General features: G+C 74.8%; 9 protein-coding genes. 8 read left to right on the top strand and 1 reads right to left on the bottom strand.

What is annotated here, in order from left to right; all coding sequences use genetic code 11:
• Positions 1-1,825 (bottom strand): condensation domain-containing protein (locus tag ACFWJ4_RS38640; protein ID WP_380553337.1); only part of this gene is annotated, 1,825 nt, incomplete at its 3' end.
• Positions 1,826-2,923: 1,098 nt separating this feature from the next.
• Here ACFWJ4_RS38640 and ACFWJ4_RS38635 point away from each other — a divergent pair.
• The 8 genes from ACFWJ4_RS38635 to ACFWJ4_RS38600 all read left to right on the top strand — a co-directional run bounded on the left by ACFWJ4_RS38635 (position 2,924) and on the right by ACFWJ4_RS38600 (position 12,906).
• Positions 2,924-4,219, top strand: a complete 1,296-nt coding sequence (locus ACFWJ4_RS38635; protein ID WP_380553334.1) for a cysteate synthase — start codon at positions 2,924-2,926, stop codon at positions 4,217-4,219.
• 43 nt (positions 4,220-4,262) lie between these two features.
• On the top strand, positions 4,263-5,591 hold the full coding sequence (locus ACFWJ4_RS38630) for a PLP-dependent aminotransferase family protein (RefSeq protein WP_380553331.1): 1,329 nt from the start codon (positions 4,263-4,265) through the stop codon (positions 5,589-5,591).
• A 91-nt stretch (positions 5,592-5,682) separates the two neighbouring features.
• A complete protein-coding gene (locus ACFWJ4_RS38625) occupies positions 5,683-6,414 on the top strand; it encodes a thioesterase II family protein (protein ID WP_380553329.1) in 732 nt (243 codons plus the stop codon).
• Positions 6,415-6,470: 56 nt separating this feature from the next.
• Positions 6,471-6,683 (top strand): MbtH family protein, encoded by a 213-nt coding sequence (locus tag ACFWJ4_RS38620; protein WP_359897597.1) that lies wholly within the window; start codon positions 6,471-6,473, stop codon positions 6,681-6,683.
• Positions 6,684-6,817: 134 nt separating this feature from the next.
• A complete protein-coding gene (hppD, locus tag ACFWJ4_RS38615) occupies positions 6,818-7,915 on the top strand; it encodes a 4-hydroxyphenylpyruvate dioxygenase (protein WP_380553326.1) in 1,098 nt (365 codons plus the stop codon).
• On the top strand, positions 7,912-9,081 hold the full coding sequence (locus tag ACFWJ4_RS38610; protein ID WP_380553323.1) for an alpha-hydroxy acid oxidase: 1,170 nt from the start codon (positions 7,912-7,914) through the stop codon (positions 9,079-9,081). Before hppD ends, ACFWJ4_RS38610 begins: the two co-directional genes overlap by 4 nt.
• 64 nt (positions 9,082-9,145) lie before the next feature.
• Positions 9,146-10,159 carry an AfsA-related hotdog domain-containing protein gene (locus tag ACFWJ4_RS38605; protein ID WP_380553320.1) on the top strand — a complete coding sequence of 338 codons (1,014 nt, stop codon included), beginning with the start codon at positions 9,146-9,148 and terminating at the stop codon, positions 10,157-10,159.
• Positions 10,160-10,185: 26 nt separating this feature from the next.
• On the top strand, positions 10,186-12,906 hold the full coding sequence (locus ACFWJ4_RS38600) for a BTAD domain-containing putative transcriptional regulator (protein WP_380553317.1): 2,721 nt from the start codon (positions 10,186-10,188) through the stop codon (positions 12,904-12,906).
• Positions 12,907-13,003: the final 97 nt, after the last annotated feature.

Here is a 13,003-nt window from a genome sequence, read left to right as displayed (position 1 = left end):
CCGGACGGTGGCCCGCACGCTCCGGATCCGACACCGGCAGCACGCTCAGCGCATCGGCGGTCTCCGCGGCGTCCAGGTCGATCCGCCGCACCCCGACGCCAACGCCCAGGCCCAGCCCCGCCGTCGCACCGGAGGTGACCAGCACCGACGGCCGGGCGTCGGCCACCGTCGCCGCCAGCCGCTCGACCGGGTACTCCGGGTCCAGCGGCAGGTACGCCGCCCCCGTCTTGCCGATCGCGAGCAGCGCCACCACCAGCTCCACCGAGCGCGGCAGGCACACCGCAACCAGGTCCTCCGGCCCCACACCACCCCCGACCAGCAGGTGCGCCAGACGGTTCGCCCGCTCGTTCAACTCCCCGTACGTCACACCGCCCGCCGCGTCCGACACCGCCACCGCACCCGGCGTCCGCACCGCCTGCGCCTCGAACAGCTCCGGCAGCGTCGCCGCCGGCACCTCACGCGCCGTGTCGTTCCACCCGAACAGCACCAGCTCCCGCTCCGCCTCGCCCAACACCTCGATCCGACGGAGCGGGGTGTCGGCGGGGGCGGCGGCCATCGCCAGCAGGGTGTTGCGGAAGAGCGCCACCTTGGCGCGGTTGGTGTCGTCGCTGTAGAGCTCGGGGTTGACGTCCGAGGCGATGCCGATGAGGCCGTCGGTGGAGTTGTCGTAGAGCGACAGCGAGAAGTCGTTGAAGTGGCCGCCGCCCAGCGGCTTCAGCCGGACCGAGCAGTTGCCGAAGGCGAGGTCGTAGTCGAACGGCATGGCGCTCATGACCAGGCTGAACAGGTTGCCGCGGCCGACCAGCCCGAGGTCCCGGAGAATGTCCTCGTAGCGGTACCGCTGGTGGCGCAGCGCGGTCCGGATCGCGGTCCCGACCCGCCGGACGAGCTGCTGGAGGGTGAGGTCGTCCGACACGGCCACCCGGATCGGCAGCATGTTGGCCGCCATGCCGGGGACGTCGAGTTCCTGGCGGCTCCGGCCGAGGACGGGGACGCCGATGACGACGTCCTCGACGCCGGTCAGGCGGTGGAAGCAGAGCACGGAGGCGGCGATGGCCAGGCCGGAGACGGTGGTCCGCAGACCGCGTGCGGCCGTGCGGAGGTGCGCGGAGGTCTCGGCGTCGACGGTCTCGGCGTGCCGGGCCAGGGTGTGCGGGGTGCCGACGGGCGGGCGTCCGCCGCTGAGGCTGGGCATGTCCGGGCGGTCGGCCAGGGTTTCGGCCCAGTAGGCGCGGTCCTCGGCGAAGCTCGCCGAGGCGCGGTACTCGGTGTCCTTGTCCAGGAGGGTGTCCAGCGGCACCGTCCGCGGCTCGGGCACCGGGCCGCCGGACGCGAGGGCGGTGTAGTGGGCGGCCACCCGCGAGGCGACGATGGCGCCGCTGAAGCCGTCGGCGGCGATGTGGTGGCCGCGCTGGTACCAGAGGTGGCGGTCGGCGGCGACGCGGAACAGGGCGTAGGTGAAGAGGCGGTCGCGGTCCAGCCGCATCGGCCGGGCCAGGTCGGCGCGCATCCAGGCCTCGGCGGCGGCGACCGGGTCGCGCTCGGCGCTGACGTCGAAGGTGTGCAGCGGCCAGTCGTCCGAGACGGCCACGTACTGGCGCAGCGAGGTGCCCGATCCGGTGAAGCGCACGTGGAGGGGTTCGACCCGTCCGGTGATCTCCCGCACGGCCCGCTCGAACAGCTGCGGGTCCAGGTCCCCTTCGATCTCCAGGCACTGGGCCACGCTGTAGACGGGGTTGTCCGGGTCGAGTTGCTGAGCGTTCCAGATGCCTCGCTGCGCGGCAGAGAGCTCCTTGTACGCGACGCCGACTTCTGACGTGCTCATACCACTCCATCGTCCCGTTGTGAGCGTGTTTCCACGCGTGCGTGCGTGCGGGGCCCGGGGTCGTCCGGCCTCGGGGCAGGGGCCTCCCGCAGGAGGCGCCGGCGCCGGGAGGCCGCCGCGACGGCAGGCCGGGGCCTCGGCCGGACCCTGCGGAGGAGGGGCGGCCGGGCGCGGAATCGGGCAGGCGGGCGACGAGGGACGCGGGCGGGCCGGACGGCGGCCGCTCCGGCGCCGGGCAGCCCGGGCCGCCCCCTCGGGGAAACCGGAACCGCGGGAATCCCGGGCGGCCGGTCATGGTCTGTCCGCTTTCGGATCAATCCTGGCGCGGACCGGCCGACGCGTCAGTGAAGCGCCGGCGAAAGAAGTGTGGAGAAAACGGCGGGCATTGACGCAGAACCCCCCCTGCGTGGAATGGGCCGAAGGCCCCGCCCGCGAATCGAAGGACCCGCTTCGGTACATCCGGCGAGACCATTCCCGCCACAACGCTCACACATTGACTTTCCCCCGTATTGCCGACACTTCGCCACGCGAAGCGCACATGATGAACCATGCGCGGCGATCGCCGCTCCCGCGTCCGGATGGCAGACTCGGCCAACATCCGACGGGCTCCTGAGCAGGCGCCAGGACAGTAAAGTCGATCTTCAGAAGCCCTGCAATGTGAGCCCGGTCACAGGAAAACTGCGATTGCGGCGTCTATGCTGGTCACTCGCAAGCCTGCAGAACACGCTTGCTGCACACGTCGGGGGACAACGGGGTATGATGAACAGTTTCCGACCCATTCCATCAGGGTCCACAGCAATCCTTCTTTTCGGGGCCACGCCTCTCTGAAATCTGTCCTGAACATGTCATAAAGCCCATCGGCCCCCTTCCATCCGAAGGCCGCCGAGGCGTTTATCAGGCAGTCTTTTCCCTTTTTCCGGATATCGACGCCGCGATTGTCGCGCGTCGCACTTCGGCGTGCCCGGCAAGTCCCGGTGCGCGCCGGAAAAGGGCTGAACACGCATGCCTCCGACCGTGCGGCAGGGGCCGGTCCGCGATGTCCGCGGACAGGTGCGCCCACGGCGGGGACGCCGTTCGACGCGAAAGGAACGCACCCTCGTGGATCCTGCTTGTACCTACCTGCTCGTTTGCGCCGGCTGCGACTGGCGGAGCTCCGACGACGGGCTCTGCCTGAGCTGCCCGCGATGCGGGGACGACACCCTGCTGCGCAGCGAGTACGCGGAACAGCGGTTCACCGTCACGCCGGAGAGGTCCGGCATCTTCCGCTACGGCTGGCTGCCGGTCCGACGCGAGGTCGAGGGCTCCCACCGGCCGGCCGTCTACCGGAGCGAGGGGCTCGGGAAGGCCCTCGGCCTGACCGACCTGTGGATCTCCTTCAGCGGGTACTGGCCCGAACGCGGCTGCCGGATGACCTCCGGCTCCTTCAAGGAGCTCGAGGCCTTCGCGGTGCTGGGACGCACCCCCGAGCAGGCCGGTGTGATGGTCATCGCCTCGGCCGGCAACACCGCGGCGGCCTTCGCCGCGGCCCGGAGCGAAGGAGTCCCCCGGCTGCTGGTGGTCCCGAGCCGGGCACTGCCGGCCGTGGCGGCCGCCGACGCGGGGTCGGCGGACGTCCAGGTGGTCGCACTGGAGGACGCCACCTACAACGACGCGATCGACTTCAGCCGGAAGCTGATCGCCTGCGGTCCCGGGTTCTTCGCCGAGGGCGGGGTCCGCAACGTCGGCCGCCGCGACGGGCTGGGCGTGGTCGCCCTCGCCGCCTTCGAGGAGATGGGGGTCCTTCCCGAGGTCTACGTCCAGGCGGTGGGAAGCGGCGCCGGGGCGATCGCCGTCCACGAGGCCGCCGAGCGCGTCATCGCCTCCGGTGCCGCCGACGGGCAGTCGGTCCCGCGGATGCTCCTGTGCCAGAACGCGGACTTCGCCCCGCTCGGCCGGGCGTGGCAGGGGCAGCCGGACGACCCGGCGCGGGCCGCGGCACCGCTCGACCTCTACGCCCCGGAGCTGGCCAACGCGACACCCCCCTACCTCGTCGGCGGCGGCGTCCGGGACGTCCTGCGCGCCGGCTCCGGCGACATGCTGGTCGCCGGCCGCGCGGAGGCGGAGGCGGCCCGGGCGGTGTTCGAGGAGCTGGAGGGCATCGACATCGAGCCGGCGGCCGCCGTCGCCGTGGCGGCGCTGCGCGACGCCGTCCGGGACGGGCGGCTCGCGCCGGACGCGACCTGCCTGCTCAACGTGACGGGCGGCGGACGCCGGAGGCTGTACGCCGACGCCCCGGCCGCCGCGCCGCGGGCGTGGCTGGTCTCGCGCGGCGACTCCCCCGACGAGGTCGCGGCGCGCGTGCTGGACGCCTTCGCGACCGGCAGCCGACCGCGCGCCGTCGCCTCCGTGCGCTGAGCCGGAACCTCCGAGCCGAACCGTCAGAAGGGAAGTGGGCCCGTTGGGCAACCGCACCGTGGCAGGCTCGTCCCTGCCCCTCGACGTCCGGGACCTGCACGAATCGCTGGGCTCCCCGGTGAGCGCGTCGATGAACTTTCTCAACGAGGTGTCCCAGGACTACCCGGACGCGGTGTCCTTCGCCGCGGGCCGACCGTTCGAGGGCTACTTCGACCTCGACGACGTCCACCGCCACCTCGACGTCTACCGCCGCCACCTCTCCGAGCGTTTCGACGGTGACGAGGCGAAGGTCCGGCGCACCGTCCTCCAGTACGGCCGCACCAAGGGCGTCATCCACGAACTGGTCGCGGCCCACCTGGCCGTCGACGAGGGCATCGTGGTGGACCCGGAGGCCGTCGTGGTCACCGTGGGCTGCCAGGAGGCGCTCTACCTGACCCTGCGGGCGCTGCGCGCCACCCCCGAGGACGTGCTGCTCGCGGTGACGCCGAGCTACGTCGGAGTGCACGGGGCCGCCCAGCTCGTCGACATGCCGCTGCTCCCGGTCCGGGAGTCCGCGGCGGGCGTCGATCTGGCGGACCTCACCGCCGTGGTGCGGGAGGCCAGGGCGGCGGGCCGGCGTCCGCGGGCCCTCTACCTCGTACCGGACTTCGCCAACCCCGGCGGGGTGCGGATGAGCCGGGAGGACCGGCTGCGGACGCTGCGGGCCGCCGCGGAGCTCGATCTCCTGGTGCTGGAGGACAACCCGTACGGCCTGCTCGGCGACCCCGACGGGCCCCCGACCATGAAGGCCCTCGACACCGACGGACGCGTCGTCTATCTCGGCTCGTTCGCCAAGACCGGGCTCCCCGGCGCCCGGGTCGGCTACGTGGTCGCGGACCAGCCCGTCACCGGCCCGCGGGGCGAGGCAGGCCTGCTGGCCGACGAGCTGGCGAAGATCAAGAGCATGACGACGGTGAACACCTCGCCGATCGCCCAGGCCGTCATCGCCGGGAAGCTGCTGGAGAACCGGCACAGCCTGCGGGCGGCCAACGCGCGCGAGCGGGAGACGTACCGCGCCAACCTCCGGCTGATGCTGGACGGCCTGGCCGCGCGGTTCGGCGCCGGACAGGTGCCCGGCGTCTCCTGGAACACCCCGAGCGGCGGGTTCTTCCTGCTGCTCACCGTGCCCTTCGCGGCGAGCGACGAACTGCTGGAGCTCAGCGCCGGCAGGCACCGCGTGCTGTGGACGCCGCTGCACCACTTCTACGCGGACTCCGAGCCGCGCCGCGTGATGCGGCTGTCCTTCAGCCACCTGCTCCCCGCGGAGATCGACGAGGGGCTGGACCGGCTGGCCGGCTTCGTCCGGGAGCAGGCCGCGGCCGCCGCGCGGTGAGGCCGGCCCGCGCACCGCGGGCCCCCGGGGTGCCATCGAGACCGAGGCTGAGAGGAAAGACGTGCGCCCAGCACAGCAGTGGTTGCGAGTAGTGAAACCGTCGGCGGAGCCCCGCACCCGGATCGTCTGCTTCCCGCACGCGGGCGGCGCGGCGAGCTTCTACCGGGCGTGGGGGCCGTCCCTCCCCGACGGCGTGGAGCTGCTCGCCGTGCGGTACCCCGGGCGGGAGGACCGGCTGCTCGAACCGCCCGCGCGGACCATGGAGGCCCTGGTGGCCCCGGTGGTCGCCGAGTGCCTCCCGCTGCTCGACCGGCCGCTGGCGTTCTTCGGCCACAGCATGGGCGCGTCGGTCGCCTTCGAGGCCGCCCGCCGGCTCCAGGAGGCGCACGGCGCCCGGATCACCGCCCTGTTCGTCTCCGGGCGGTCCGGCCCCGGGCGGGAGAGCGTCCCGGAGCAGTCGTACGCGACCGCGCCCGACCACGAACTCGTCCGCCATCTCAAGGAGTTGGGCGGCACGGAGACGGCCGCGCTGGACCACCCGGACCTCCTGGAGCTGGTGCTCCCGGCCGTCCGGGCCGACTACCGCATCGTGGAGGAGTACCGGGCCGATCCCGCCGGTGCCGTCCTGGACGTCCCCGTCGTCGCCTACTACGGGGAGGCGGATGCCGACGCCGACGCCGGGTCGGTGGCCGCGTGGGCCCCGGTGACCCGGGCGTCCTTCACCGCGCGGGCCTTCGAGGGCGGCCACTTCTACCTCACCGACCAGCAGGCCGGCCTGCTGCGGGACCTGCTGTCCCGGCTCGGCGTCCCGGCCGCCGACTGAACCGAGGCCGCCGCGAACCCGCGGCGCCGTCACCACCACCGCTAAGGAAGACGACAGTGACGAACCCGTTCGAGAACAACGACGCCCCGTACCTGGTGCTGCGCAACGCGGAGGGGCAGCACTCGCTGTGGCCCGCCTCCGTCGAGGTGCCCGCCGGCTGGGAGACCGCGTTCGGCGAGGCCGGCCGCCAGGAGTGCCTGGACTACGTCGAGGCCAACTGGACGGACATGCGCCCGAAGAGCCTGGTCGAGGCCATGGCCGCCAACTGAGCGCCGCCGCACGTCCGTTCGCTGCCCGGGGCGGCCCGCCCCGGGCAGCGGACGGCACGCCCCCCGAGCCTGCGCGGCCGGCTCGCCCGCCCCGCGCCGGCGGAGCCCTGCGACATTTCCAAGGAGAGAATCACGTGAGTGGGTCCGCGGTCTACGGCAACCTCGGCATCGAGTACGTCGAGCTGTGCGTGGACGACATCGACGCCGGCACGGCCACCTGGGTCGGGCAGTACGCGTTCCGGATCATCGCCCCGCAGGTGGCGACCGGGACGGGCCTCAGGAGCACCGCCCTCGCCCAGGGGGACATCACGCTCGTCCTCACCGAGAGCCGGGACGCGGACCACCCCGCCGGCGCCTACACCGCACGGCACGGTGACGGGGTCGCCGACATCGCCCTGCGGGTCCCCGACGTGACCGCGGCCTTCGCCGAGGCCGCCCGGCGCGGCGCGCGGCCCGTGGCCGCCCCGGCGCCGCACCCGGCGGGCGGCACCACCGCGACCGTCGGCGGCTTCGGCGACGTCGTGCACACCTTCGTCCCGGACGACGGCGCCGCACCGCCCGCGCTGCCCCACGGACTGGTCGTCGACCCGTCCGCCCTCGCCGCCGCGCGCGAGGTCGCGCCGCCCGTCGGCCTCCGGCGGATCGACCACTTCGCCGTGTGCGTCGACGCCGGCGAGCTCCAGTCGACCGTCGACCACTACAACCGGGTCCTGGGCTTCGACACCATCTTCGAGGAACGCATCGTCACCGGTTCCCAGGGGATGGACTCCAAGGTCGTCCAGAGCCCCTCGGGAACGGTGACCTTCACCGTCATCGAACCCGACACCACCGCCGACCCCGGGCAGATCGACGAGTTCCTCGCCCGCCACGGCGGCGCGGGCGTGCAGCACATCGCCTTCTCGGTGGAGGACGCCGTGCGCTCCGTCGCCGCCCTGGCCGAGCGCGGAGTGCGGTTCCTGACCGCCCCCGGCTCCTACTACGACCTCCTCGGCCGGCGGCTGACCCCGAAGAACCACCCGCTGGAGGACCTGCGCCGGTGGAACCTGCTGGTGGACGAGGACCACGCCGGCCAGCTGTTCCAGATCTTCACCCGCTCCGCCCACCCCCGCCGCACCCTCTTCTTCGAGGTCATCGAGCGCCTGGGCGCGGAGACCTTCGGGAGCTCCAACATCAAGGCGCTGTACGAGGCCGTCGAGCTGGACCGGGCGAAGCAGGGCGGTGCCGCGCGGTGACCGCCCCCTCCTTCCCCACCCCGGCGGTCCGCGACGAGCCCGCCGCCCGGTGGCAGCGCGAACCCGCCTGCCTCCAGGACCTGGAGCGGGCCGCCGCCGCGGTCCTGCCGCCGGACATCTGGGACTTCGTCGCCGGCGGCAGCGGCACGGAGTCCTCGGTGCGCGCCAACCGCGACGCCTTCGACCTGCTCCACCTGGTGCCGCGGGTCCTGCGGGACGTCGCCGACTGCGCCACCGCGTCCCCGCTGCTGGGCCGGGACGCCGCGGCGCCGATCGCCGTCGCCCCGATGGCCTACCACCGGCTGGTGCACCCGGACGGCGAACTCGCCGTGGCCCGCGCGGCCCGGGACGCCGGTGTCCCCTTCGTCACCGGGACCCTGAGCAGCTACCCGCTGGAGGAGATCGCCGCCCAGGGCGGCCGGCTCTGGCTCCAGCTGTACTGGCTCAACGACGAGGCCAGGCTGTTCGACCTCGTCGACCGGGCCGAGCAGGCCGGCTGCGAGGCGCTGATGCTGACCGTGGACCTGCCCTGGATGGGACGCCGGCTGCGCGACGTGCGCAACCAGTTCACCCTGCCGCTGGACGTCCAGGCCGCCCACCTCGGTGACGGCTCGGCCTCCCGGGCCCATGCCCAGCGGTCCCGGACGTCCGCGGTGGCGGAGCACACCAAGGCCTTCATGACCGCCTCGCTCTCCTGGCGGCACATCGAACGGCTCCGCGAGCGCACCGGACTCCGGCTGGTCCTCAAGGGCCTCCTCGATCCCCGGGACGCCCGGCAGGCGGCGGAGCAGGGGGTCGACGCGATCGTCGTCTCCAACCACGGCGGGCGCCAACTCGACGGCGCCGTACCGCCGATGGCGGTGCTCCCGGAGATCCGGGACGCCGTGGACGGCCGCTGCGAGGTCCTGGTCGACGGCGCGGTGCGCACCGGCAGCGACATCGTCAAGGCCCTGGCGCTCGGCGCCGACGGCGTCCTGGTCGGCCGCCCGGTGTTCTGGGGCCTCGCCACCGGCGGCCAGGCCGGGGTCGGCGGCGTCCTGCGCATGCTGACCGAGGAGCTGCGGGACGCGCTCGGACTGGCCGGCTGCGACTCGGTCGAGGCCGCGCGGTCCCTGCGCGTGGTCACCTCCGCGCCGTTGCGGACGGTCTCCGCGCCGCACGGGTAGCCCCGGGGGCCCCGCCCCCACCCGACCCGACGCTCCGGGCGCCACCGACCCGAGGACCACTGCCATGGATACAGCGCTCCCGTTCCCCTACCCGCCCGCCCGACCGGACGGGCCCTTCCCCGCCGGCGGCCGGCCCGCCGCGCCGCTGCACCTGCTGCGACGCCCCTCCACCGCCGAGGGCTTCGCCCTGGACACCACCGCCCCGGAGGAGCAGCACTTCGTGCTGTCGGCCGAACTGCCGGACGACCACGAGCTGTTCACCGACGGTCCGGGCACCTTCCACGACGTCCTGTTCCCGGCGGAGACGATGCACCAGGCGGCGCACTTCATCGCCCAGCAGTACTTCCGGGTCCCGGCCGACCGGCCCGAGGCCTTCGCCTCCAGCAGCGTCGACGTCCTGGACCTCTCGCCGTGGCGCCGCACCGGGCGGGCCGCCCACCTCGCCATGGAGCTCACCCTGACCCCGGGCGACGTGGTCAACGGCGTCCCGCGCGGCCTGGAGTGCGTGGCCCGGGTGGCCATCGACGGAGTGAACTGCGGACTCAACCGGACCAGGCTGGTGTTCGTCATGCCCGGGGTGCACCGCAGCCACCGCGCCCGGGGCAGGCGCGAGAGCCTGAACGACTCCTGCGCGGTGTCCGCGCCCGGCGCGGACGGGGCACTGCGCCCGGCCCGCGTCGGACGGACCGACCCGCGCAACGTGCTGGTCGGTCCGCCGCTCAGGGTCCTCGACGGGGAGTTCCTGCTGCCGGTCGACCCGGCCCCGGAGCACGGACTCTTCCGCGCGGCGGCCGACGGCCCGATCCCCGGGTCGCTGTTCCTGGAGGCCTCCCGGCAGGCGTCCCTGCTGGTGGCCGCGGAGCTGCACGGCTTCGAGCCCGGCCACGCCGTCCTGACCCACTGGCGGACCTCCTACCGGGGCCTCGGGGACACCGACCTGCCGCTCGCCTGCACGGTCTCCTCCCGCCGCCCCACCCGGGACGCGGCCGGCCGGCCGGTCGCCCGGATGCGGGTCGTCTTCAGCCAGGGCAGCCGGGTCGTCGCCAGTGCCTCCGCCTCCCTCCTGCAGGACTGCTGAACCCGGCCGATCGAAAGGACCATGTGATGCGCTTCCGGATCCTGGGGCCGGTCTCGCTGTCCCCCCGCACGCCGTCCGCCGCCAAACCGCGCGCGCTGCTCGCGACCCTGCTGGTGCGCGCCGGGGAGGTCATCTCCTCGGACAGCCTGATCGACGAGCTCTGGGGGACCGAACCGCCCCGCACCGCGACCACCACCCTCCAGGTGTACATCTCCCAGCTGCGCAAGCTGCTGGCCGAGGGCAGACCCCCCGGACTGGAGACCGAGGAACTGCTGCTCACCCGGTCCCCGGGGTACCTGCTGCGAGTGCCCGAGGAGGACTTCGACCTGGCCCGCTTCGAGACGCTGCGGGTGGCCGGCCGTACCTCCTACGAGCAGGGCGACTTCGCCGCCGCCTCCCGGCTGCTGCACGACGCGCTGGCGGTGTGGACCGGCCCGGCGCTGTCCGGCGTGCCACACGGGGTGCGCCTGGAGAGCACCGCCATCCGGCTGGACGAGCTGCGGATGGAGTCACTCGACCAGCGGATCCGGGCGGACCTGCGGCTCGGCCACCACCGCAAGCTCGCCGGGGAACTGATGGCGCTGGCCACCGAGCACCCGCTGCGGGAGGCGCTGCACGGCCACCTGATGGTGGTGCTGTACCGCACCGACCGCCAGTCGGACGCCCTGCGGGTCTACGCCAGGCTGCGGCGCTCGCTGGTCGAGGAGCTCGGCGTGGAACCCGGGCGCTCGCTCAAGCGCCTCCAGGAGCGGATCCTGCGCTCGGACCCGTCCCTCGACTGGAGACCTCCCGAGCCGGCCGGCGGGTCCGTCGCCCCGGCCGCCTCCCCGACCACCGGGCCGCTGCGGGGGCTGCCCGGCGGGACGGAGAGGCTCATCGGACGCCACGAGGAGACCGCCTCGGCCGAGCGGATGCTGCGCGGCGAGGCCGGCCGGCCGCCGGTGCGGCTGGTGGCGGTGGCCGGACGGGCCGGCGTGGGCAAGACCGCGTTCGCGGTGCAGCTGGCCCGGCAGGTCGCGGACGCGTTCCCGGACGGCCAGGTCCTGGTCCGGCTGCGCGGGCCGCTCGGCCGGCCGCTGACCGCCGACGAGGCGACAACCGCCCTGCTGCGCGGGCTCGGTGGGGGCGACCACGGCGCGGCGGACCAGGTCCCGGCGGACCGCGGGCAGCTCACCGCGGCACTGCAGCGCGCCTTACGGGGGCGCCGGCCGCTGCTGGTGCTCGACGACGCCGGCTCGGAGGAGCAGATCCGCCCCCTGCTGGCGGCGGTCGGCGACTGCTCGGTGATCGTCACCGGCCGGCGGATGCTCTCCGCCCTCGACGGCGCCCGGCACCTCGTCCTCCAGCCGCTGCGCCCGGACGAGGCGATGGAGATGCTCCACGTCGCCGGCGGGGAGCTGATGGCGGCCGACCCGGTGGCGGTGGCGGAGATCGCCGGGCTCTGCGGCCACCTGCCGCTGGCCCTGCGGGTCGCGGCGGCCTCGCTGGTCGCCCGTCCGCACACCACCGCCGAGGGCCTGGCGGCCCGGCTGCGCGACGAACGGACCCGGCTGGAGCGGCTGCGCGAGGGCGACCTCGACCTGCGGGCCTGCCTGATGACGGCGTACCAGGAGGCGCGGCCCGAGCAGCAGCGGGCGTTCCGGCTGCTGGGGCTGGCCCCCGTGCCCGACTTCGCGCTGTGGACGGTGGCGGCGCTGCTCGACGTCGAGGCGCCCGTCGCCGAGGAGCTGGTGGAGGGCCTGGTCCGCGCCCAGCTGCTGGAGACCAGGCCGCAGCCGGACGGGCAGGTCCGCTACGGCTTCCACGAGCTGCTGCGGGTGCTCTCCGGGGAGCTGCGCCAGCAGGAGCGCACGGACTCGCTGCGCGCGGCGACGGCGCGGCTGTGCGCCGCCTACCTGTCCCTCGCCCGCCGGGCCGACGCGCTGCTCACGCCCGGCCGCAGCCGGCAGCCCGAGGAGCCGGCCCCGGCGCCGCCGTCCGGCGCGGGCGACCGGGCACCGGCGCCGTGCGCGCCGCTGGCCTGGTTCCGGCAGGAGGCCGCCGGGCTGGTGCAGTCGGTGCGGCTGGCGCACGCGGCCGGGCTGTGGTCCCTGGTGTGGGAGCTGGCGGGCAGTACCGCCGGGTACTTCCAGACCTGCGCGGTCTGGGACCAGTGGGAGACCTCCCACCGGCTCGCGCTCGACGCCGCGCGCCGGGCGGGCTCCCCGGCCGCCGAGGCGGCGGTGCTCCACTCCCTGGGCGACCTCGCCTGGCAGCGGCGCGAGGCGGACCGGGCGCTCGGCCGGTACGGCGAGGCCCGCCGGCTGTTCGGCCTGGCCGGAGACCGGCTCGGGGCCGCGCGCTGCCGGATCGGCGAGGCCGACGTCCTGCTCGGCCGGGGCCGCCTGACGACCGCCGCCCGGCGGTACGGCCGGGCGCTGGCCCTCTGCTCGGCCGGCCACGACCTGCGGGGGGTCGTGGCCGCGCTGGGCGGTCTGGCGATGGTGAACCTGCACCAGGGGCTCCCGCTCGGCGCCCTCCGGCTGCTCGACGAGTGCGGGAGGGCCGCCGAACGGCTCGGCGACCGCCGCTGGGCCACCTACGCCCGCCGCACCGCGGAGCGGATCGCCGGTCCGGACGGGCGGGCGGCCGCCGTGGAGGTCCGCCCGGGCATGTGGCTGCTCGACCCGGGCCGGCCGTCGTTCGCCCCGGCCGGCGCCGGGCGGACCGGCGGGCGGACCGGCGGGCGGCTCGCCCAGCGGCTCTGAGTCCCGCTGAGGGCCCGACCGCGCGGGCCGGCCCTCAGCGGGTCCCGACCGTCCGCGCCCGGGCCGGGGCCCCCCTGGGCCGCGGCCCCCCCGACGG

Origin of the sequence: Kitasatospora sp. NPDC127067, assembly GCF_042724755.1 — a bacterium.
Lineage (GTDB): Bacteria > Actinomycetota > Actinomycetes > Streptomycetales > Streptomycetaceae > Kitasatospora > Kitasatospora lactacystinica.
This window is presented reverse-complemented; position numbering and strand designations above follow the sequence as displayed.